Source organism: Pseudomonas sp. Q12-87 (assembly GCF_001269755.1).
Classification (GTDB): Bacteria; Pseudomonadota; Gammaproteobacteria; order Pseudomonadales; family Pseudomonadaceae; genus Aquipseudomonas; species Aquipseudomonas fluorescens_S.
Window position 1 is genome coordinate 116,208 of record NZ_LHVI01000011.1, and the last position, 21,843, is coordinate 138,050.

At 58.9% G+C, this 21,843-nt stretch carries 22 protein-coding genes, 4 tRNA genes and 1 pseudogene; 20 read left to right on the forward strand and 7 right to left on the reverse strand.

The window, feature by feature from the left end:
• Positions 1 to 14: 14 nt before the first annotated feature.
• From AD663_RS07085 to AD663_RS29555, 3 genes and pseudogenes are all read left to right on the forward strand, one after another.
• Positions 15 to 1,409 (forward strand): PLP-dependent aminotransferase family protein, encoded by a 1,395-nt coding sequence (locus AD663_RS07085; protein WP_003179300.1) that lies wholly within the window; start codon positions 15 to 17, stop codon positions 1,407 to 1,409.
• Positions 1,410 to 2,401: 992 nt separating this feature from the next.
• A pseudogene (locus AD663_RS29550) lies at positions 2,402 to 2,626 on the forward strand (HAMP domain-containing protein); the annotation flags it as partial.
• Positions 2,624 to 3,487 (forward strand): methyl-accepting chemotaxis protein, encoded by an 864-nt coding sequence (locus AD663_RS29555; RefSeq protein WP_371261161.1) that lies wholly within the window; start codon positions 2,624 to 2,626, stop codon positions 3,485 to 3,487. The pseudogene AD663_RS29550 and the gene AD663_RS29555, both read left to right, overlap by 3 nt.
• Before the next feature lie 138 nt (positions 3,488 to 3,625).
• Here AD663_RS29555 and AD663_RS07095 read toward each other — a convergent pair whose 3' ends face one another.
• Entirely contained in the window at positions 3,626 to 4,384 is a 759-nt protein-coding gene (locus AD663_RS07095) for a hypothetical protein (protein WP_003179304.1), read from the reverse strand.
• A 371-nt stretch (positions 4,385 to 4,755) separates the two neighbouring features.
• Here AD663_RS07095 and AD663_RS07100 point away from each other — a divergent pair.
• The 6 genes from AD663_RS07100 to AD663_RS07125 all read left to right on the forward strand — a co-directional run bounded on the left by AD663_RS07100 (position 4,756) and on the right by AD663_RS07125 (position 6,806).
• Positions 4,756 to 4,831, forward strand: a tRNA-Glu gene (locus AD663_RS07100).
• A gap of 2 nt (positions 4,832 to 4,833) precedes the next feature.
• Positions 4,834 to 4,909: transfer RNA gene (locus tag AD663_RS07105), tRNA-Gly, on the forward strand.
• A gap of 105 nt (positions 4,910 to 5,014) precedes the next feature.
• A tRNA-Glu gene (locus AD663_RS07110) sits at positions 5,015 to 5,090 on the forward strand.
• A gap of 3 nt (positions 5,091 to 5,093) precedes the next feature.
• Positions 5,094 to 5,169 (forward strand) — tRNA-Gly (locus AD663_RS07115).
• 257 nt (positions 5,170 to 5,426) lie between these two features.
• Positions 5,427 to 6,059, forward strand: a complete 633-nt coding sequence (locus AD663_RS07120; protein WP_003179306.1) for a LysE family translocator — start codon at positions 5,427 to 5,429, stop codon at positions 6,057 to 6,059.
• Between the two features lie 315 nt (positions 6,060 to 6,374).
• On the forward strand, positions 6,375 to 6,806 hold the full coding sequence (locus AD663_RS07125) for an Lrp/AsnC family transcriptional regulator (RefSeq protein WP_003179309.1): 432 nt from the start codon (positions 6,375 to 6,377) through the stop codon (positions 6,804 to 6,806).
• Between the two features lie 65 nt (positions 6,807 to 6,871).
• On the opposite strand, the gene AD663_RS07130 is transcribed toward AD663_RS07125, so the two are convergent.
• The 6 genes from AD663_RS07130 to AD663_RS07155 all read right to left on the reverse strand — a co-directional run bounded on the left by AD663_RS07130 (position 6,872) and on the right by AD663_RS07155 (position 12,238).
• Positions 6,872 to 8,065, reverse strand: coding sequence for a sugar MFS transporter (locus AD663_RS07130; protein ID WP_053213479.1), 1,194 nt, complete (start codon positions 8,063 to 8,065; stop codon positions 6,872 to 6,874).
• 19 nt (positions 8,066 to 8,084) lie between these two features.
• The gene (locus tag AD663_RS07135) at positions 8,085 to 8,687 is read right to left on the reverse strand and encodes a DUF1349 domain-containing protein (RefSeq protein ID WP_053213480.1); all 603 of its coding nucleotides are present in this window, start codon (positions 8,685 to 8,687) and stop codon (positions 8,085 to 8,087) included.
• Positions 8,688 to 8,689: 2 nt separating this feature from the next.
• Positions 8,690 to 9,343: an HAD family phosphatase gene (locus AD663_RS07140; protein WP_053213481.1), complete on the reverse strand. Its 654-nt coding sequence runs from the start codon at positions 9,341 to 9,343 to the stop codon at positions 8,690 to 8,692.
• Positions 9,343 to 10,017, reverse strand: a complete 675-nt coding sequence (locus AD663_RS07145; protein ID WP_003179313.1) for a dihydrofolate reductase family protein — start codon at positions 10,015 to 10,017, stop codon at positions 9,343 to 9,345. Before AD663_RS07145 ends, AD663_RS07140 begins: the two co-directional genes overlap by 1 nt.
• Before the next feature lie 31 nt (positions 10,018 to 10,048).
• Positions 10,049 to 11,149 (reverse strand): zinc-binding dehydrogenase, encoded by a 1,101-nt coding sequence (locus tag AD663_RS07150; protein ID WP_003179314.1) that lies wholly within the window; start codon positions 11,147 to 11,149, stop codon positions 10,049 to 10,051.
• Positions 11,150 to 11,368: 219 nt separating this feature from the next.
• Positions 11,369 to 12,238: a DNA-binding response regulator gene (locus AD663_RS07155; protein WP_003179315.1), complete on the reverse strand. Its 870-nt coding sequence runs from the start codon at positions 12,236 to 12,238 to the stop codon at positions 11,369 to 11,371.
• Between the two features lie 290 nt (positions 12,239 to 12,528).
• Between AD663_RS07155 and AD663_RS07160 the strand changes: the two genes are divergently transcribed.
• From AD663_RS07160 to AD663_RS07210, 11 genes are all read left to right on the forward strand, one after another.
• On the forward strand, positions 12,529 to 12,723 hold the full coding sequence (locus tag AD663_RS07160) for a Flp family type IVb pilin (RefSeq protein ID WP_003179316.1): 195 nt from the start codon (positions 12,529 to 12,531) through the stop codon (positions 12,721 to 12,723).
• A 156-nt stretch (positions 12,724 to 12,879) separates the two neighbouring features.
• Entirely contained in the window at positions 12,880 to 13,071 is a 192-nt protein-coding gene (locus tag AD663_RS07165) for a Flp family type IVb pilin (RefSeq protein ID WP_053213517.1), read from the forward strand.
• A gap of 24 nt (positions 13,072 to 13,095) precedes the next feature.
• The gene (locus AD663_RS07170; RefSeq protein ID WP_053213482.1) at positions 13,096 to 13,626 is read left to right on the forward strand and encodes a prepilin peptidase; all 531 of its coding nucleotides are present in this window, start codon (positions 13,096 to 13,098) and stop codon (positions 13,624 to 13,626) included.
• Between the two features lie 2 nt (positions 13,627 to 13,628).
• A complete protein-coding gene (locus AD663_RS07175) occupies positions 13,629 to 14,957 on the forward strand; it encodes an AAA family ATPase (protein WP_053213483.1) in 1,329 nt (442 codons plus the stop codon).
• A gap of 15 nt (positions 14,958 to 14,972) precedes the next feature.
• Positions 14,973 to 15,788: a Flp pilus assembly protein CpaB gene (gene cpaB / locus AD663_RS07180; RefSeq protein WP_053213484.1), complete on the forward strand. Its 816-nt coding sequence runs from the start codon at positions 14,973 to 14,975 to the stop codon at positions 15,786 to 15,788.
• A 73-nt stretch (positions 15,789 to 15,861) separates the two neighbouring features.
• Positions 15,862 to 17,196 (forward strand): TadE/TadG family type IV pilus assembly protein, encoded by a 1,335-nt coding sequence (locus AD663_RS07185; protein ID WP_053213485.1) that lies wholly within the window; start codon positions 15,862 to 15,864, stop codon positions 17,194 to 17,196.
• 8 nt (positions 17,197 to 17,204) lie between these two features.
• A complete protein-coding gene (locus AD663_RS07190) occupies positions 17,205 to 17,687 on the forward strand; it encodes a TadE/TadG family type IV pilus assembly protein (RefSeq protein ID WP_053213486.1) in 483 nt (160 codons plus the stop codon).
• A complete protein-coding gene (locus tag AD663_RS07195) occupies positions 17,687 to 18,181 on the forward strand; it encodes a TadE family protein (protein WP_003179326.1) in 495 nt (164 codons plus the stop codon). The genes AD663_RS07190 and AD663_RS07195 overlap by 1 nt, the downstream gene beginning before the upstream one ends.
• The gene (locus AD663_RS07200) at positions 18,175 to 19,395 is read left to right on the forward strand and encodes an AAA family ATPase (RefSeq protein ID WP_003179327.1); all 1,221 of its coding nucleotides are present in this window, start codon (positions 18,175 to 18,177) and stop codon (positions 19,393 to 19,395) included. The genes AD663_RS07195 and AD663_RS07200 overlap by 7 nt, the downstream gene beginning before the upstream one ends.
• Positions 19,396 to 19,398: 3 nt before the next feature.
• On the forward strand, positions 19,399 to 20,838 hold the full coding sequence (locus AD663_RS07205; protein ID WP_053213487.1) for a CpaF family protein: 1,440 nt from the start codon (positions 19,399 to 19,401) through the stop codon (positions 20,836 to 20,838).
• Positions 20,835 to 21,821 carry a type II secretion system F family protein gene (locus AD663_RS07210; protein WP_053213488.1) on the forward strand — a complete coding sequence of 329 codons (987 nt, stop codon included), beginning with the start codon at positions 20,835 to 20,837 and terminating at the stop codon, positions 21,819 to 21,821. Before AD663_RS07205 ends, AD663_RS07210 begins: the two co-directional genes overlap by 4 nt.
• Positions 21,822 to 21,843 lie beyond the last annotated feature (22 nt).

The following is a 21,843-nucleotide window of genomic DNA, read 5'->3' on the forward strand; positions in this document are numbered from 1 at the left end:
GAGCTTGGTTACTCATGGAGTTGAGAATCGACCGACAGGCCCTGGTGCCTGTCGTGCAGCAAATTGTCGACGCACTGACCGGATGGATCCGACAGGATGCGGTACAACCGGGGACTCGCTTGCCCTCCGTGCGCCAATTGGCGCGACAGAATCTGCTCAGCCAATCGAGCGTCAATGAAGCCTGTGAACGCCTGGTTGCTCAAGGATTGTTGGCATCCCGCCACGGCTCGAGCTTTTTTGTCGCGCCGCCGTCTTCGTCCGCCCCCGGGCCCATCGGCAACAGCCAACCGCTGGATCCGCTCGCCGGGGGCTGCGTGGCGGACAGCTCGCACTGGGAGCTGCCGTTGGGCGCCGGCGGGTTGCCCGAGAGCTGGCGTGAAAGTGATGACCTGGGGTACGCGATTCGCCAGGTCACCCGCACCGATATGGCGGGGCTGTTCAATTACAGCACGCCGCTGGGGTTGCCCGCCCTGCGTGAGCAACTGTCCAGGCGCATGAAGCAATTCAATATCGAAGCCGACGAAAACCTGATCCTGACCACCACCGGGGCGACCCACGGGCTGGACCTGATCGTGCGCACACTGCTGCAGCCGGGCAGCTGCGTTGTGGTGGAGAGCCCCGGTTATTCGAAGCTGTTCGACCTGCTCAGGTTGCACAGGATCCAGATGGTCGAGCTGCCCAGGACCCCGCGCGGCCCGGACATCGATGCCCTGCAGGGCCTGTTGGCGACGCACCGGCCCAGTGCCCTGTTCATCAACAGTGCCTGCCACAATCCGACCGGCAGCAGCCTGGGCCCGACCGTGGCCCAGCGGCTGCTGCAACTGACCCGGCAATACGCCGTGCTGGTGATCGAAGACGACGTCTATGCCGACTTTCAGAATTCCACACGCACGCGGCTGGCAGCGCTGGACGCCGATGTGGTCTATGTGGGCAGCTTTTCCAAGACCCTGAGCAGCTCGTTGCGCGTGGGTTTTGTAGTGGCCGGGCCCTCGGTGATTGCGCGCCTGAGCGAGGTAAAGGCGATTACCAGCTTGGGCGGGTCGCGGTTCGGTGAGTCGGTACTGGCCAATCTTCTGGCCAATGGGGCTTATCGAAAACTGGTCCAGCGCCAGCGACAACGTCTGGGCACCGACAGGGCGGTGGTGCTGCAGGTATTGGAGGACGCCGATTGGGAGGTGTTCGGTAAACCAGCCGGTGGTCTTTTTATTTGGGCACGTGCGCCCTTGTCTGACTACGCTGGGTTGGAACGCTTGGCCAAGCGGTTCGGCGTAATGCTGTCATCGCGCACGGCATTCAGCCCCTCGGGGGCCGACACTGACTGGCTGCGGATCAACGTCGCCTATGCCCGCGATCCCAGGGCCATGGCATTTTTCCGGGCCGTGGCGTTGGATCGACCTCAAGTGTTCTGAAAACGACGCAGCTGTAGCTTTTTGCCATTATTCCGACGCCAGCATCTTGTGTTGCAGGGCGTCTCGTTGCGAATCTGCAATCAACACACACTGGCAGAGGACTGAGCGCAATGATTTCGGCCGTGCAAGCACGTTTTGCCAACTTGGGTATGGCAAAGAAACTGGGCATCGGGTTTGTCCTGGTGCTGCTGCTCACCGCAGTGGTTGCGGCCATCGGCGTCTGGTCCCTGCAGGCCATCAGCAATCGCTTCGAGGGGCTGAAGCAGATGTCTTCCCTCAATAGCGGCTTGCTCAAGGTCCGTCTGCTAGAGCAGGAGTACGCCTTGCGCTCTGACGCCAAGACGGCCGATGCCTTGCGTCAGGGAGTCGATGGGCTGGTGGCCCTGGCGAATGAACTCAAGCTCCAATCGGCCGCCAACGTGCCGGTGATGGACGATGTGGAGCAAGCCCTGGCGGCTTATCGCAAGGCATTCGACGAGTTTGTCGGCCTGAGCCAGAGCAAGGACCTGGCGCTGGAAATGGCCAGTTGGTCGGTGTCCAGTGTCGCCAATAACCTGGACGTGTTGCAGGCGGGGTTGGCGGATGATGGCGCTTATACCCTCAAGGACTCGGAAGGCAAGGAGGGCGCCGAATTCATCGAGCAGGCCAACCAGGTCAGCGAAGTATCGCGGCTGATGCTGCAAGCCATGAACGAAGCGCGGGTGCGGCTGGACCAAAGCCGCAAGGGCAGTGATGACGGGGCCAGGCAAGGCAGCATCGAGCAGGCTGAGCAAGCCATGAAGCAGGCCGAGGCGCTCAAGGGCACCGTCAAGGACCCGGGTTACCAGACCGTGCTCAACGAAGTGGCCGGGCACATTAGCGGGTTCAATGAACAACTGGCCGAATACACCGGCCTGCTGGCCAAGGAAAAAGTCGTCTACCAGCAATTACATGAACGCGCCGCCCAGGTTGTCGAGCGGGTTGACCAGGCCTACGGCGCCGAAGATGGTGCGATGCGGGCCGAGCTGAAGAAAAACGCGCTGCTGATCATCGCTTCGTCAGCCCTGGCGCTGCTGGTCGGGTTGATCGCGGCGTGGGTGATTACCCGGTTGATCGTGGCGCCGCTGCGCAGCGTCATTCGCGTCGCCCAGCAGATTGCCTCGGGTGACCTGAGCGCCACGGTCGAAGTGACACGCCGGGATGAGATCGGCCAGTTGATGCTGGCCATGCAACAGATGGGCGCTGGGTTGAGTGGTATTGTCAGCGGTTTGCAGGCAGGTATCGAACAGTTGGCCAACTCCGCGCAATCGCTGTCAGCGGTGACCGAGCAGACCAACCTGGAAGTCAGCAGCCAAAAAGAGGAAACCGAGCAGGTCGCCACGGCCATGAACCAGATGACTGCCACGGTTCACGATGTGGCCCGCAACGCCGAAGAAGCGGCGCAAGCGGCCCAGACGGCCGATGACAAAGTCGAAAGCGGTCAGCAGGTGGTTCGCCAGAGCATGGCGCGTATCGAGCAATTGGCCGACTCGGCCACTTCCGCCAGCTCCAGCATCGAAAGCCTCAGCGCCGAAATCCAGAACATCGGCACAGTGCTGAGTGTGATCAAGAGCGTGGCCGAACAAACCAATCTGCTGGCGCTCAATGCCGCCATCGAAGCGGCCCGGGCCGGGGAACAGGGCCGGGGCTTTGCCGTTGTGGCCGATGAAGTACGTGCCCTGGCCCGGCGCACGCAACAATCCACCGAGGAAATCGAGCGACTGGTCAGCGCTTTGCGCTCAGCGGCCCAGGCGTCCGTGCAGCAAATCCAGAGCAGTGGCGAACTGGTGAAGATGGCAGTCAGCGATGCACTGCAGACTGAGAGCGCCTTGGGCAGTATCGCGGCGGCAGTATCGTTGATCCAACAGATGAACCAACAGATCGCAGCGGCGGCCGAGCAGCAGAGTTCGGTGGCCGAGGAGATCAATCGCAGCGTCACCAGCATCCGCGCCAGCGCCGATCAATCGTCCCTGGCAATGCGCGGCAACGCCGCTTCCAGTATTGAGCTGGCGCAGTTGGGGGTGGAGCTGAAGGGGATGGTGGGGCATTTCAGGTTGTGAGTTGACGCTTGTTCAACGCACGACCTGTGGCTTCCTGGTTTTCCTGGTTGCAAGTGAACGCCCGTCGTTAAGGGGCTGCTGCGCAGCCCAGCGGGAGCAAGCTCCCTCGTCACGGTGTGGCTTTCCGGCAGGGCAGCCTCAGTCGTAGACCTTTTTCTTCTTCCAGTCCGCGTCGGCCTCGACTTCCTTCAAGCCTTCGGTCAACTGATTGACTTCGCCTTCCACCGGCTGGGTCTTGGCCAGGACCATGGAGTTGGCGCGAGCCAGGAGTTTTTCCAGGTAGGCCAGTTGTTCTGCGTAGACCTGGGGCTCCTGTTGCTTGCGCAGATATTGCACCCCACGTTCGAATGCCAGGCGGGCCTGCCCCGGTTGTTCCTGCTGCAAAGCCTGTTGGCCCAGGTTGTTGAAGAACTCGATGTGCAACAGGACCAACAGGTGGCGAACTTCGCGAATCCAGCGCTTGGCTTCGTTGGGTGGCAGGAAACCGTCCTGGGCGGCGCGAGTGATCTGGCCGTGCAAGGCCTCGAGCAGGAAGCGCACGTCCTTGGCCTTGGCTTCGGTCTGGATCGGCGCCGGTGGGTTGTTCACTGGGATCGACTCACCCTGGGCAGCCAGTGCAGACAGTTCGTCCAGGCGAGCCTTGACGGGCGCATTACCTTTGTCCAGGTTGAGCAGGCGCTGGCAAACGTTGACCTCAAGGCGTGTCATCAGCAACTTCAAGGCCGGGGTCATCAACTGCCCCGGAAACGTTTCGGTCAGCTCGCCACAACGGCGCAAACGGTCGTTGAGTTCAACCTTGGTGCGGGCCTTTTCCAGCTTGTTGTTTTCCACCACATGGTTCATGTAGCCAATGGCGATCAACAGGGCGATCCCGGCTACGACGAGCAGGGTGATCATGAGTGGTGTCACCGGTAAGACCTCTTTATTAGGGTACGCATGTCATGAGTGTAGTGGCTTGGCTTTTAAGCGCATAGGCCTGCACGACGCGATTAGACGGGCGTCACGCTGTGTGGGAAGCACAACTGGCATGGATGCACATTGCCACTATTTGCCGGGCGCGACTATAGCGTCTCGGCGGGCGACAGAATATAGGCGTCAGAGACCGGGCGGGTAAAATCTCCCCAATCGGTGTGAAACGGGGCGAAGTCATTGATTTAAATAAATTTATATCTGGGGGTTGACGACCCTCCAATCCATCCATAGAATGCGCGCCACTTACAGCGTAAAGCACTCAGCCAAACGCGATAAGCAGTGAATGTTGTACGTGTGTCCCCTTCGTCTAGTGGCCTAGGACACCGCCCTTTCACGGCGGTAACAGGGGTTCGAGTCCCCTAGGGGACGCCATTGCGGGAATAGCTCAGTTGGTAGAGCACGACCTTGCCAAGGTCGGGGTCGCGAGTTCGAGTCTCGTTTCCCGCTCCAGTTTTAAACAGCGTTGCTTCAGGGCGGCGTTGAGTGAAACCAGTATCGGTATCTTCGGATGCGGATCTGGGCACTGGAACACACACCATGTGTTCCGGGCAGCGTGTCCCCTTCGTCTAGTGGCCTAGGACACCGCCCTTTCACGGCGGTAACAGGGGTTCGAGTCCCCTAGGGGACGCCATTTGCGGGAATAGCTCAGTTGGTAGAGCACGACCTTGCCAAGGTCGGGGTCGCGAGTTCGAGTCTCGTTTCCCGCTCCAAATTCAAAAAAACGCCGCTCATTGAGCGGCGTTTTTTTATGCCTGTGAAAAAGTATTTATTGGGAAGGGTCATGGCCCACTTCGTTAGGGTAACTTTGTGGCCTGAGAGGAGCGGGCCTTTCGCTGCCTTAATAATGAAGGGGAAGTGCAGGCACTTCATTCAATATTCAAGGAAAAGCCCTGAACAAGATTAATAATCCATTCCTTGGAAAATGCACTTCTCCTAACCTTCCAGTACCCATTCTGGAGGCGCACTTATGCTGGTTTTCATTAAATCGATGGTCATTGGGCTTTGTATTGCAGCCCCTGTGGGGCCCATCGGGCTGTTATGTATACAAAGAAGTCTTACGCTTGGGTGGCGAGCCGGTTTCGCGACGGGGTTGGGGGCGGCCACGGCTGATTCGATCTATGGATTTATCGGTGCCCTGGGTATCACGGCCATCATAGCGACCCTTATCAGCTTTAAACCCTGGCTGTGTATTTTTGGCGGGATCTTCCTCGCTTATATCGGTTACCAAACCATACGCTCCAACAGTGGCGCTACCGCCATGGCAGGTGAGCGCGCCAATATGTTCAAAGCCTACTCGACCACGCTGTTCCTGACCCTGTCGAACCCCATGACTATTTTGTCGTTCATCGCGATATTTGCCGCCTTGAGCGACGGCATGGCCAGTGATCAAGGCAGCCAGCACGCCGTATTGCCAATGGTGACAGGCATCTTCCTGGGCTCGGCTGCCTGGTGGTTGGGGTTGAGCGGGTTCTCTTCCATTTTCAAGGCGCGAATTGCCCAATCAAAGCTGAGGCTGATCAACTACTTTTCCGGGTCGACCATCACCATCCTGGGGGTTTATCAAGTAGCCACTGGCGTCATGCTGGCCACCGGAACCTGACCGGCCATCGTTGCCAGGCTTGTCCCTCCTTGAACGAGGGAGAAGCCTGGCAATGGCCGTTTTATTGCAATCTGAAACCCTGACTACGGCGCATAATGTGTCCATTATGTCCCCGCACAGGTGTCAACCGTGCGTCCGGTCCGTACGCCGTAGTTAATGTAACGAGCCTGCCCCTCGGTTTCCGCGCACTTTGCAAAAACCTACCTTGCCTTTCTGTATGACACAGTTGCGTGCTGAAAGACGACACTTGACGGCTACACCAGGAAAAGGCGGGCTTTTCATTAAATTTTGTACTTTTAACCGGGGAAAACGCACATGGATCGTATAGACGTAAAAATCCTGGGTAAGGTACAGGACTGCGGTCGCATATCCATCACGGAGCTTTCCAAGCATGCGGGTCTTTCTATTCCTGCTACCAACGACAGGTTGCGCAAACTGGAAGACTCCGGCGTCATCAAGGGCTATAGCGCGCAGTTAGATCCAACCAAACTGGGGTACGGCATATCGGCTGTCGTCGGCATCACCACACTCAAGCCGGCAAAATCCAAACTGATAGCGACGCTCACCGACATACCCGAAGTCGTCGAGTGCCTGCACATCACCGGGAATGATTCCTACTTGATCAGGATCTATGCCAAGTCGATGGCTGACATCGAGGGCATCATTGCGAAAATCAATGCATACGGTGAGACGCGTACCAGCATTGTCCTGTCCATTCCCATCGAGAGAAGAAAGCTCGCTCCGTGAGCCCGGGCGTCTGTCCGGCGTGAAGTGGTCGTTCTACGAGGTCGCTCCCAGCCATCGACGCCAGGCTAACCCTGGCACGGGTGGGGGCGTTTATATGGCCAGCGAGACATCCATACGAGCAAGAGCATCATGGCAGCGGGGCAAACGGTGACCGCCAATAGGCCGATATGCAAATCCGAATGCGCTGAAATAATACCCACAAGCCATGGAATCAGACTGCACCCGGCGTTACCAGAGGCGGTCAATACAGAGAACATGGTTGCCCCACCCTGAGGGTATGCATCGGCCGTAATGGCGAGCATCGTTGGCCATAGGCAACTGCCTGAAAACCCTGCGGCGATGGCAGCGGTCAACGCCAATGCGGGGCTGGGTGCAAAGCTGATCACAAAAAACAGGACCACGGTAACGGCGCAGCAACCCAGCATCAGTGAAACGGCGGCTATCCGCTCTTGCAGCAGGGCGGCGGCAATGCGACCGAGCGCCATGCCAATTGAGAAGCCGGCGAGCGCAAAGCCTCCTGTTTCTTTTGAATAACCCAGTCCTTGCTCAGCGAAGGCGGGCAGCCATTGGGACAGTCCCGTTTCCGTTGCCCCACCGAGAAAGATGGCAATCATGCAGGCGATGAAATAAGGCTGCCGGATCAGCGTGGGCATGGATTCGCGCTGCACGTGGTCCTGTATCAAGGGCGGCAGGGTTGTTCGCATGAACAATAGGAACGTTGCAATCGGTGCAATGAGCAACCCCAGGGCAACCATGCGCCAGGAAATGTCCCACTGCAGTGCCAGGCTGGCGATCAGCACGGCGCTGACAGCGCCGATGCAGAAATACGAATGCAGCCAGTTCATGGCGGCGCTTCGGCGTTCGGGTTGCAGGGCTGCGACAATGGGGCTGAGGATCATGTCCAGCACACCCGCACCGAAACCCATGACGGCAACGGCAAATAACAGGAAGGTATAGGACGGTGCAAAAGCCACGAGCCCCAGGCCCGATGAAGTGGTCGTCAGTCCAAAAAGGATGATCAACCTGGCGTTTCCCCTGTCAGCCAATGGCCCGGTGATCAGAATGGCCACGATGAAACTGAGGAACATGACGGCGGGAATCCGTCCCAGTTGCTCCGTGGTCAGCCCTGAGGAGGCGCCAAAGGCATCGCTGAACGTTGTCAGGTATACCGGCAGAAAGTTGAGCGCCATGGCCAAGCACATCATGGCGGCATAGCACGCATAAAGCGCGTGACGATTGGAGTGGGGCGCAGGCAGCATTGTTTATGAGCTCTTGAAATTAGAAACGTGGGGCGCCGTGCTCTTTCCAGCAGCATTCAGTCCATTCGATTTCTGAGAAATGCGCGGCAAAAGACGAATCGCCGGGACTGCTGGCGAAGAAGCCAAATTGCACAAGTGCTTCTGCGTGAAACATGTGAAACATGCGCATCATGCAGAAATGTATCCCGTCAACTGAGTTTTCCAAGAGGAAGTCACTGCCTCTTCGGCTCAGCCGGTAATGCATGGTTTGTGTGATCCGGTCGAAATTAGCCATGGACCAGTCTGAGAAACCATTGTTTGTCACGACGGAAAACAGTTGTTGAAAGCCATTGTTCTGATACTCGATGCCGCTTTTCATCCAATTGTTTTTATCTTGATAAATGAACAGGCCGCATTGGTCGAAATGGACATTTGAAGCAAAAGATACCTTGGCCTTCAATGTCCAATATTGTTCCTCGCTTGCGACCACAATGGCCGGCGCATTGTCATACTCCAGACCGTAATAAGTGCCTCGCCAGAAATCGGTGTCGGGCGTGGTGTGGATAATTATTTCTTGATCGCTGATGGAGGATCGTTCTGACACATTGATCCAGGTCCAGTCTGCAATAGTGAGCTTCTTCATATTTATTGCCTGGAAAACCATTGGTTTATTTCATCATGGTGATGAACACAGAAGTCCGCCGTGCTCAGGTCCTGCTGCCCTGAGTTAGGGTTGAGCAGGCCAACACAAAACATGCTGGCGGCCTTTGCCGCCGCCACGCCATGGGCAGAGTCTTCAATCACGGCGCAGGACGAAGGGGGAACACCCAAGCGCTTGGCAGCCATGAGGAAAACCTCGGGATCTGGCTTGCTATGTTCAACCTCATCGCCACAAACGATTTCGCTGAAGAAATGTTGTAGCCCGGCGTTACGCAAAATGAGCTCGACAAGTTCTCGAGGCGAAGAAGAGGCGACTGCGCAGGGCATTGCTGCTGTCTTCAATGCAGTGAGAAGTTGTGTCACGCCTGGCATGGCGGGGAGGGGCGTTGATTGCAACGCGTCCATCAATAGTCGGTGATGCTCCGCCATAAGGCCATCCAGAGAGTCTGCAAGTCCGTATTCGGTTTTGATCGCATTCCACATATGACGTTGAGTAGTGCCTACAAAACGCGACAGTTCGGTTTCATTCAGCACCACGCCATGGCGTGCATAAGAAAGCCTTTCCTGTTCCATATAGACGGGTTCGCTGTCGATCAGAACGCCATCCATATCAAAGATGAAACCTTGAATAGCCGACATCAATGCACACGCTGCTGTCTAGGGTCGCGCTTGAAATGCAAGAAGTTATAGTGCGAACGTGCTTCGAACTCATGCAGTTTGAATGATTTTGTCATTTCAATGTCTTGGAACCCTTCACCATCGATCAATGTAGTGGTGTCCGAGCCGCCAATTATGATCGGTAATTGCATGAGCATGATTTCGTCAACCAAGTCGAGATTGAATACCTGCCAGTTCAATTGGCCGCCACCTTCGACCATGATGTGATTGATACCGCGGGCTTCCAGCATCGGGAAGAGCTGTTTGAAGTCGACCCGCGCGGTGCCTGCAAACAGTACCTCTTTACCATGGGCGCGGATTTGCTCGATCATCTCGTGATCACGGGCCTGCTCGGTAGTCGCGATGATGGTTCGCTCGGGAGAACTGAGGATCTTTGCCGACGCTGGGAAGTTCAGCGATGTGGTGGGAATGATACGAACGGGGTTACGACCCGCTCCGTAGCGATTATTCAATTGCGGATCGTCTGTGGTAATCGTGTTACGGCCGACCATGATGGCGTCCACTTCTCCACGAAATTTATGAATGAAGCGCATGTCATCGTCATCGAAATGCTTGAAAAGCGGCTTGCTGGATGCTTCATTGCCGAGCGTCAGTTTGCCGTCAATGGAAATCTGACTAAATACAGTAACTTTCATAAAAGAATCCACTGGAAAGTGCGGGTGAAATTTAGCGTGACAGGTGTTGGGGATTGGGAGTGAAAACGCTTTTTACGGTAGGTGCGCAAGGATCATTCAATAAAAGATCGAAGGCGGTTGAGTACGCTTCAAGAGAATAGCGATGGGTGACCAGTTTTCCTAAGTCAGGGAGTCTTTGGGCAATGCGCAGCGCCTGGGGAAAGTGCTGGTTGTATTCCCCCGCCGCAATGATGCTGATGGCGTTGACTAGAAAGTGTTTAACAGGAAGCGAATATTTATAGTTTCCGTTGAAGCCGAACAGGACGATCCTGCCACCTCGGTCAACCCTATTGGCGGCGGTCTCGAGCTGATGGCCCACGGTGTCGATGACAACATCGAATTTCTCCTGGTCCTGTGTGGAGCACTCAAGTTCCTCTGGATGCACAATATCCAGACCCAAGGATCGCCCGAATTCAATTCGGAAAGTATTCAAGTCGGTGGCACGTGTATGGACACCCATGCCGCGCAGAAGTAGTTGCGCGACCAGGCTCATTGGGCCCGATCCGAGAAGCAGTACACGATCGCCCGCTTTGATGGACGCTTGTTCAATGTTGTTCAGGATACACGCTACGGGTTCAATCAAGACCGCTGTTTCCCACGTCATATCGTCTGGGATGCAATGAACGAAGCGCTCGCGGGTTATGAAACGCTCTGCAAATGTACCGTGTTTGTTGACGCCGGCGATATCGAGGCCAGCATTTGAACCGCCGCTGCATAGATGGGTGTTAGCTGAGTTGCAGTATTCGCAGTTACCACAATATTCGTTGGGGTCTATCACCACGCGCATACCTTTGCGTATGCGGGTGACACCTGCCCCTGTATTGACTACGACGCCGACGGCTTCATGACCGCGAACGATGCCCTCGTGTCCTTCTTCACGCCCTGACAATACCGCCAGATCCGTTCCGCAGATACCGGACATTACGATGTCGATTTCAACACCATCGGCGGGTAGTTCGCTGGGCTCGTCGTGTGTCACCAAGCCCAACTGTCGCGCGCTCACTAAGCTGATTGCCTTCATATTACCCATCGGTGCTCTATTGAATTTTTGATCAAGGGTGCCAACTAGCTGCGTTAGGCCCATTTCATTCATGGAAACCTTGGTCGGCATTATGCAAGGTGGACGGAGTTTGTTTCAGTCGAAAAAGAATTACCGATAACGACATGATGATTCATGTTGTTTCAGCTTGGCGCTCCAGGCGCAGTGGATATTGGCTATGCAGTGCTTTTAATCGGACTGGCAGCCCATGAATATTATTATTTAGTTACAGGTAGCCATGGGTAAAGAGCACCGTGGGTATGAAAATCCATTTCATCCCTCAAGGCTGTGCACCAGGTTTTCAATCGCTGCCAGGGCGGCCTCATCCGCAGGCGGCGCTGCATGGTTTGCGCTGCGTATCTGATACGCGAGACGGTACTCGCTGGGTGTGCAATTGGCGTATTGCTTGAAGGCCCGGGCGAAGTAGGACGGGTCTTTGAAACCGGCCTCGTAGCCGATGCTGGTGATGGGCATCTGGCTGTTGTCGAGCAGTTCCTTGGCGAAGCTCATGCGCTTGTTCAGCACGTAGTCGGTGAAGCCCAGTCCATTGGCTTCCTTGAACAGGCGACTGAAGCGAAACGTTGTCATGCCGCAACGCTTGGCCAGGTCGCGTTGATCGATGCTGTCGCGAAAATGCTGGTCGATGTACAGCATGATGTGATTCAGGGCCTGGTGTTTCTGGTGCCCGGAGGTCAGGCGGATGCTGTCCGGCAGGGTCGGGGAGTGGTCGATCTGCGAGGTGTTGCGCGGGCCGCTGGCATGGCGACGCAGTTCGCACAATTGCACCACCGCGGTGAGGTAGCGTTTGCGCTCGGTGGCTGAAAGAGGCAGCACCATGTATTCCCAGACGCTGGAGCGCATTGCCCAGACGGCCAATTCTTCGGAATGCTGCACGGTGAACATGGTGATGGGAATGCCCGGAACCGTGCGCTTGATCTCCAGTAAACGCCTCAAGCCCGGGGTATCCGGGCGATCAAAATGGACGCAGATCATGTCGGCCTGTTCGCCGCTGGGCAACATGGCGTTTTTGGCGATCGCACACTCACAGGCGTCTTTGAACTGGCTGACGAGTTCCTCTGTAGTTCGATCATGGGTCAGATCGATCCACAACAGCTTTGGCTTTCTGGTCAGGGTCGACGTCATGTGCCTACTCAAGTGGTTCTTCCTGCCCTCTAGCTAGCAGTATCGTCAATGTGCCATCACCGCGCCGAATAAATTCATATAAAGAACCGCTCCGTTAGCGCTATCTCGCTTCCAGCTGCATGGCAGGCGAGCGTTGGCACCTCACAACGGCAAAGCCACACGCTGCGCAAAAAAATCCTAGCGATGTGCAAAATCCTCCTAACGGCTATGCCTGCCCTCTGACTAGGGTTGCATCAGGCAGTTCAGAACGTACTGCCCCTCGTAAAAACAACCCTCGTGAGGTGCGCAAAATGAATCTGCAAACAATCAAGGCTTCGGCAGTGAAGTTCGCCAAAGATGAAGACGGGCTGACCATCGTGGAATACGCCGTGGCGGGTGGGTTGATCACCGTGTTGGTGGCCGCAGCGTTCGTTCTGCTGGGCGGTGCGGTGAATACCAAGATCCGCGCGCTCTGCCAGGCCGTCAATGGCAACGTGGCCTGCTGACAGCGAGAGCCTGCGGTAGGGGGCACGGTACTTTTAAAGGAATAACCGCTTGCGACTCTCTAGCTGTGAGTACAACGAATAAATCAAATGGACTTCGCGCTGTCCCCTCCAACCCCCGTTCGTGGCGGTACAACCGATAAGCGCGAGGTACATGAAATGACTCTTCTCACCCTAAGAACTTCCATCTGCCGGTTCGCCAAAGATGAAGACGGCCTGACCATCGTCGAATACGCGGTGGCGGGTGGCTTGATCACGGTGCTGGTGGCGGCGGCATTCGTGCTGCTGGGCGGCGCCGTGGATACCCGCATCCGCGCGCTCTGCGCCGTCGTCAACAACGCTGTCTGCTAACCAATCGCTACAAGGAGACACATCATGTCCATGGAATTGCTAGTGTCCACATTACTGCTGCTAGGACTGCTGGGTGTCGCGGTGGTGAGCGATCTGCGTCGCCACCGCATCCCCAATACACTCGTCCTGTTGGGCCTCGCCCTGGGATTGGCCGGCCAGGTTTATACCGGCGGGGTCAATGGACTGGGCGACAGCCTGCTGGGAATGCTGATCTGTTTCGCACTGTTCCTGCCCATGTATGCGGTAGGCGGCATGGCGGCCGGCGACGTCAAGCTGATGACCATGGTCGGCAGTTTCCTACCCTTTCATTACGCACTGTGGGCCGCGCTTTTCAGCTTGATTGCCGGCGGCGTGTGCGGCTTCCTGATCGTGTTGGCCCGCGGGCAGCTGCTACAGACCCTCGGGCGCTACTGGCTGATTGTGCGCGCCCAGGCCTATCTGGCGCCTACTTCGGATGAAGTGGCCGGCAAACCTTTTCCTTATTCGATTGCGATCCTGATCGGCACCTTGAACAGCGTCTACTGGCAGTTGGTTGCCGGTGGATGGGGAGTCTAGTCATGCACGTCATCAACGATAGCGATGCCTACCCCAGCGAGCGGGAAGCGGTGCAACGCCTGGCGCCCCAGCCTGCCTGCATCCGCGACACCGGCCTGACCGACAGTTTCCTTGGCGAGTTGGTGTGCAAACACCTGCACGAGGCCGGCGTGCTGGACATGTCACGGTTGGTGGAGCGCCTGGCGCTGACCGGCGCGGTGCTCGAAGAAGTCCTGACATTCCTGCGCAAGGACGGTCGCGTCGAAGTGCTCGGCCAGATCGGGCAGGCGAGTGTGCAGGCGCTGCGCTACGGCCTGACCGAGCGCGGTCGCAGTTTCGCCCGTGATGCCCTGGCCCGTAGCGGCTACATCGGCGCGGCGCCTTTTCCGGTGAGCACCTATCGCTCGCTGATCAAGATCCAGACCATTCACCATGGCCGCATCACTGCCAAGGACATGCATCAGGCCTTGGCGGGGCTGGTGCTGAGCCAGGGCATGCTCGACCAGTTGGGCGTGGCGCTCAATTCCGGGCGGGCAATCATGATTTATGGCCCGGCGGGTACCGGCAAGACCTACGTCAGCAGCCGGTTGATCCGCCTGTTCGCCGAGGCCATATGGGTACCCCATGCCATTGTCATCAACGAGTCGGTGATCGAAATCTACGACCCGCAGGTGCACCAGCGCCTGGATGACAACAGCCAATCGAACAACCTCATGCTCAATGAAGGCATCGACCGTCGGCTGCTGTGCTGCAAGCGCCCCATTGTCATCACGGGCGGCGAGTTGAGCATGGAGCAATTGGACGTGCGCTACGACCCCTTCACGCGCCAGTACCAGGCCGCCCTGCAACTCAAGGCCAGCAATGGCCTGTTCATCATCGATGACATGGGCCGCCAGCGCATGGCCCCGGCCGAGTTGCTCAATCGCTGGATCGTGCCCATGGAAGAGAAGCGCGATTTCATCAACCTGGGCGGCGGCCGGCACTGTGAGTTGCCGTTCGATCTGGTCCTGGTGTTTTCCACCAACCTCAATCCCCTGGAGCTGGCCGACGAGGCCTTCCTGCGGCGCATTGGCTACAAGGTGCAGTTCGGTTACCTCAAGCCCGAAGAATATGAACGCATCTGGCGCCAGGAATGCGAACGCCTGGGCCTCGCCCATGACCCGCTGCTGGTGCGCTATGTGCTGCAGCGGCTGTATGCCAGCGAAGGCATGCCGCTGGTGCCATGCCATCCCCGTGACCTGCTGAACATGGCGCTCGACCGCCAGCGTTACCTCGGCGGTTCCGGCCCCCTGTTGCCGCAAGAGCTGGACTGGGCGTGGCACAACTACTTCGTCCAGCTCGACTTCCTTTGATTCGGAGATATCGACATGAGCTCTCGTACGCTTTCGCTGATTGGCGTTTCCCTGGTAATGGGCCTTGGTGCCGCATGGATGGCGGACTCCTGGCTGAGCGCACGACTCAACGCCACGCCTGACGACCACTTGCGAAGCGTGGTGGTGGCCACGGTGGAAATTCCTTTCGGGCAGATGGTCGAGGCCCAGCAAGTCACTACCGTGCGCATGCCCATGGACACGATTCCGGATGACGCCTTCGATTCCAGCGAGCAAGCCGTGGGCAAGATCGCCACGTTCGACATCCTGCGTGGCGACATCGTGCGCGGTGCGCGTTTGAGTGAACACCTGGGCGGCAGCACCCTGGCTTCGTTGATCGCTCCCGACAAGCGCGCCATTTCAGTTCGGGTGGACGATGTGGTCGGCGTGGGCGGTTTCCTGTTGCCGGGTAACCGGGTCGATGTGCTGGCGACCAAGACCACCACGGCCGGCAGCAACAGCGCCGTGTCGCGGACCATCCTTGAAAACCTGCGCGTGCTGGCGGTCGACCAGACGGCAGGGACCGACAAGACCCAACCGGTGGTGGTGCGGGCGGTGACGCTGGAGATGTCCGCCACTGAAGCGGAAGCGCTGGTCACTGCGCAAACCGAAGGCAAGCTGCAACTGGCACTGCGCAACCCATTGAACCTGGAGAAAAAAGCCGTAGTGGCCGCGCCAACGCCAGCCGCACCGGTCATGGCGGTCGCTGCCGCTGTGGTGCCACGGCCCGTGCAACGGTTCGCCAAGCCCCAGGACGGCGGCTCGGTCACGGTGATCCGCGGCATCGAAAAAAGCGTGATCAGCCTGCGCTGACAAATATCCACAACACCTGGCCCTGTGATTAAGGCGATACCGCTCCTCTACGGCAGTCAACGAGGACGAGACAATGAACCCCAGTATTCGGCAGCCTTTGGCTGTACCTCGGCGCCAGGAAGGGGCAGTGAGTGTATTGATGGTGATCGCGTTGGTGGCGATTTCCATGATGGCGGCATTGGCCCTGGATGGTGGGCACATGCTGCTGAACAAGACGCGCCTGCAGAACGCAGTGGATGCGGCAGCCCTTGGCGGCGCCAAGACCCTGAGCCAGGTCGCTGGCGGCATCAACATGGCCAGCACGACCCGCGCGGCGGCCCTGGACACGCTGAACAAAAATGCCCAAGCCTCGGGCAACAATGAGTTGTCGACGGCGGTCGCCGGCAACCCGGGCGCGTTTGCCGTGGTGGAGCTGTCCAGCAGCGTCTACGGCCCGTTCTCGTACCCCGGCCCGACGGACGCCAAGTACGTCCGGGTGTCGGTGTCCAGCTATCAGCTGAGCGGTTTTTTCTGGAGCTTCGTGCAGACGATGGGCAGCGCCGGCCTGGGCAGCAAGAAAGTGGCAGCGATTGCCACGGCGGGGCCCAGCCCGACGTCGCCTTGTGACCTGGCACCGCTCATGGTTTGCGGTGATCCGACCCAGTACAACCCGACCGCGGGCAACTTCTGGGGATATCACTTTGGTGGTCTTGAGGTCTTGAAGACGGCTGCGGGGAACTCATCACCCATTGGGCCGGGTAACTTCCAGTTGCTCGATTTCGGCTCCGGTGGCAGCGCGGTCCGCGAAGACCTGGCAGGTGGTGGCTCGGTCTGTCGCAGCGTCGGTGACAACGCCCAGACTTCACCGGGTAACAAAGCCGGACCGACCTCCCAAGGCTTGAACACGCGCTTCGGCATCTACAACGGTCCGGTCAGCGCTTCGGACTATCCACCGGATATTGTCACTACGTCGAGCACGCCGGCGTTGACCTACAACGATGCGCTTTCCCAGGCGCAATACAAAGGCAAGCCCGTCACGTCGAGCAACGGCGATCTCTCGGCCGGCGGCGAGGCGATTCAGGATTACAACGACTGGCGAACCAAGGTCGCCGCCTGTGTGGCGGGGGGCGCCAGCGGTTGCCAGAGCAACGGGGTTTTCGAGCGCCGGATGCTGAAGATCGTGATCGGCAATTGCACCGGCAAGCAGGGCGGCTCAACGTCGATTCCGGTGCTGGGGTTCGGTTGTTATTTCGTCGTGCAGCCGGTCGACGGCGGTGGTTCGGACTCCCTGATCTTTGGCCAGTTCGTCAAGGAATGCGAAGGCGACAACGTGCCTGGCCCTACGCCCTCAAGTGATTCCGGCCCGCAGATCATCCAGCTCTACAAAACCTATCTCAACGGCAGCGGCACTCCGAGCACCGACTCGTAGGAGGCGTCATGAGACATGCCCCATCATTCAAGTCACCGCACGCCCAGCGAGGCGTAGCGCTGGTGGAATTCACCCTGGTGCTGCCGATGTTGCTGCTGCTGTTGCTGGCGTTCGGCGAGTTCGGCCGCATGCTCTACCAGTACAACGTGTTGCTGCAGGCCAGTCGTGATGCCGACCGTTTCGTTGCCAGCCAGGCCTGGAACTCGACCCTTGGCACCATCGCCTTGAGCGGCACGCTCCAGACCCAGACGAAAAACCTCGCCGTGTATGGCGTGCCCAGCGCCACCGGCAGCGCCGTGGTGTCGGGCTTGACCACGGCAAACGTGCAAGTCGCCGCCGTGGGCACCGACCATGTTCGCGTCACCATTACCTACACCTTCTGCCCGGTGATTGGCGCAGGCAACTGCACCGGGTCGATCCCGGGGTTCTTCGGTAACGCCATACCGCTGGGCATCCAGTTGGTCGCGAGCACCGTCATGAGGGCGCTGTGATGAACAACAAATACATGCGCGGTACGTACATCGTGGAGTTTTCCTTCGTCGGCCTGCTGGTCTTCATCCTGCTGTTCGGCGTAGTGGAAATGGGCCGGCTGTACTTCACCGCCAACGCGCTGGACGAGGCCGCGCGCCGCGGTGCGCGCCTGGCGGCCGTGTGCAACATCAGCGATCCGGTGGTACTGCGCCGGGCCATTTTCAACGCCGCGACAGACGCGGGGACCAGCCAACTCATCAGCAGCCTGGCCACCTCGAACCTGGCGCTGACGTACCTGGATGTCAACGGCGCCGTGGTGGCGAACCCCGCCGACACGGCCAGCACCACCGGCTTCCGAGCCATTCGCTACGTCCGGCTGAGCGTGCAGGGCTTCGTGTTCAACCTGTTCATTCCCGGGTTTGGCGTGCCCATTACCTTGCCGGTCTTCAGGGCCACCCTGCCGCGCGAAAGCCTCGGCCGTCATTCCGATTCCGCGGAGATCACACCATGCTGAATACCAGGGAAACCGTACTACCGACCGCCACCGGCAAAGCCGGGCTGCGGTTACTGATCAGCAGCCGTGACGCCTCGTCCCTGCGCGACCTGCAATGCGTCTGCCAGCGCATGCCGTGCCTGGAAGTCAGCACCCGCCTGGTCAGCAATGGACATGTCGATCCGCTCTACGGCCTGGATCGGATGCCCGACCTGTTGCTGTTGCGGGTCAGCCACCTGTGGCGCGAAGAGCTGGCGGCGTTGCTCCAGCGTCCGGCCCATGAGCGTCCACCGATGCTGGTGTGCGGTCTGCTCGGCGAGCAGGAAGGCATGCGCCTGGCGATGCAGGCCGGTGCCCGTGACGTACTGCCCGAACCGTTCGCCGAAACAGAATTGGTGGCCGCCCTGAATCGCCTGGTGACAGAGGTTCGCCTCGGCAATGGCGCCGAAGGCAAGCTGATCGCCGTGGTCAGTGCCAAGGGCGGTTCCGGCGGGACGCTGCTGGCGTGCAACCTGGCCCAGCAGCTCAGCGCCCGGGCGGGCAGTACCCTGTTGTTGGACATGGACCTGCAGTTTGGCAGCGTGACCCATTACCTGGACGTGGCCCAGACCCACAGTCACCTGGAAGTGCTGCAGCAAGTCGACGACCTGGACAGCATCGCGCTGCGAGGTTTCTGCAGCCACTTCAGTCCCACCCTGCATGTGTTGGGTGGCCGGGGCGGTGAACTGTGCCTGCCCCAGGACGCCCAGCCCGAACAGCTCGACACCCTGTTGCAACTGGCCCGCGCCAGTTACGACTGGGTGGTGGTGGACCTGCCGCGCCAGATCGACCACCTCACCGGTACTGTTCTGGAACAAGTGGACCGGGTCTACGTGGTGGTGCAGCAGAGCGTCAGCCACCTGCGCGATGCCAGCGCCCTGGTGCGGATTCTTCGCGAAGACTTGGGTGTGCGCGGCGACCAGTTGCAGATTGTGGTCAACCGCTATGACAAGTCGGCCGCCATCAGCCTCAAGGACATCGGTGAGGCCCTGCGTTGCGTGAACCTGTCCAAACTACCCAATGACTTCAACCTGGTCAGCCAGAGTCAGAACACTGGCGTGCCGTTGGGGCTGCATGCGCCGAAGGCGGCGATTACCACCGCCCTGCGCGATTTGACCGAAGACCTGGTCGGTCACCAGATGGCCAAAGACAAAGGCCTGTTCAAACGCGCCTTCAACCGTTTCTTCGGGGGATGACCCATGATCAGCGACTTCCGCAACCGCTTGCGCAAACAGCCCGGTAAACCCGGCCCTACGACTGCCCAGCAAGGCGACAGCCAGGCGGACACGGCAGAAGCATTGATGCCTTGGGAACAGGCGATCCCCGATGTGCTCTACGAAACCCGCAGCCAGGTCACCCCGGTCGAAGCCGAGTGGCGGGAAAAAATCTACCAGCAGTTGCTCAAGGTCATGGACCTGTCCTTGCTCGATGCCCTTGAGCAAGTCGAGGCCACGCGGCAGATCCGCGACATTTGCCAGCGGCTTCTGGATGAACATTCGGCGCCGGTGAGTTCCGCCAGCCGCCAGTTGATCATCAAGCAGATCACCGACGAAGTCCTTGGACTGGGTCCACTGGAACCGCTGCTGGCCGACCATAGCGTGTCGGACATCCTGGTCAACGGGTTTGCCTCGGTGTATGTCGAGCGCTTCGGCAAGCTGCAAAGGACCGACGTGCGCTTTCGCGATGACCAGCATTTGCTGAACATCATCGACCGCATCGTCTCCAGCCTGGGGCGGCGCATCGATGAGTCGTCGCCGCTGGTGGACGCCCGGCTCAAGGATGGCTCGCGGGTCAACGCGATCATTCCGCCGCTGGCCATCGACGGTCCGAGCATGTCGATCCGGCGTTTTGCCGTGGACCTGCTCAACACCGACAGCTTGATCCAGGTGGGCACCATGACCCCGGCCATCGCCTTGCTGCTCAAGGCCATCGTCCGCGGGCGCCTGAATGTGCTGATTTCGGGCGGGACCGGCAGCGGCAAGACCACCATGCTCAATGTGCTGTCCAGCTTCATTCCCCATAACGAACGAATCGTCACCATCGAGGATTCGGCCGAACTGCAACTGCAACAACCTCACGTGGTGCGTCTGGAAACCCGGCCGTCGAACATCGAGGGACGCGGCGAGGTGAGCCAGCGCGAACTGGTGCGCAACAGCTTGCGGATGCGCCCGGACCGCATTGTCATTGGCGAGGTGCGCGGCGCCGAGGCACTGGACATGCTCACCGCCATGAACACCGGTCACGATGGTTCCCTGACCACCATCCACGCCAACACCGCGCGGGATGCGCTGGGTCGAATCGAGAACATGGTGTCGATGACCGGCGCGACATTTCCGATCAAGGCCATGCGTCAACAAATTGCCTCGGCCATCGATGTGGTGATTCAGCTGGAGCGTCAAGAAGACGGCAAGCGTCGTGTGGTCAGCATGCAAGAGATCAACGGGATGGAAGGAGAGATCATAACCATGACCGAGATTTTCTCTTTCACGCGCCATGGCATCGGTGAACATGGCGAGGTGCTTGGCGATTATCGGCCCAGCGGCATGATCCCGGCCTTCCGCGATGTGCTGGCCAAGCGTGGCATCGAATTGCCGTTGACCCTGTTCCGCCCTGAATGGATGGAGGCTCGGCAGTCATGAACAATATTCCCGGCGAGTTCATCCTGATTTTCCTTGGCATGGTGTTCATTGCGGTCTTCCTGCTCTCCCAGGGCGTGGTGGTGCCGGTGTTCGGCGAGGCTGGCAAGATGCGCAAGCGTATTCGTGGGCGCCTGCATGTGCTGGAGAAGGCCAACCATCTGCCCAACATGCAAACCGTGTTGCGGCAGAAATACCTGACGCGCCTGTCGCCCCTGGAAGCCAGGCTCGAACAGCTGCCGTTCATGGCCAACTTGACACAACTGATCGAGCAGGCCGGTCACGAATACCGCGCCTATCGGGTGATGCTGCTGGGCCTGGCCCTGGGTGTGGCGGCGGGGGCCTTGGTGCTGATGGTTTCGCCGCTCTGGTGGCTGGCGTTGGCGGCGGCGTTTGCGTTCACCTGGCTGCCGGTGCTGAAAATCCTGCGCGACCGCAGCAAGCGTTTCGCCGCGTTCGAGGAAGGTTTGCCGGACGCGCTGGATGCCATGTGTCGGGCCCTGCGCGCCGGTCACCCATTCAACGAAACCCTGCGCCTGGTTGCCGAGGAGCACAAGGGACCGGTCGCCCATGAGTTCGGCATGACCTTCGCCGACATCAACTACGGCAACGATGTGCGCCGGGCCATGCTCGGGTTGTTGGAGCGCATGCCGAGCATGACGGTGATGATGCTGGTGACGTCGATTCTCATCCACCGCGAAACCGGCGGCAACCTGACCGAAGTGCTCGAGCGCCTGAGCCGCTTGATCCGTGGACGCTTTCGCTTCCAGCGCAAGATCCGCACGCTGTCGGCCGAGGGGCGGATGTCGGCCTGGGTGTTGGTGGCGATTCCCTTTGTGCTGGCGGTCGCGATCATCCTCACAAGCCCCAGCTACATGCCGGTGCTGATCAATGATCCCATCGGCCACAAGCTGATCATCGGGGCGTTCTGCGCCATGTTGATCGGGATTTTCTGGATACGAAAAATCATCCGGATCCAGGTTTAAACGCTGTCTTGCCGTGAGGTAT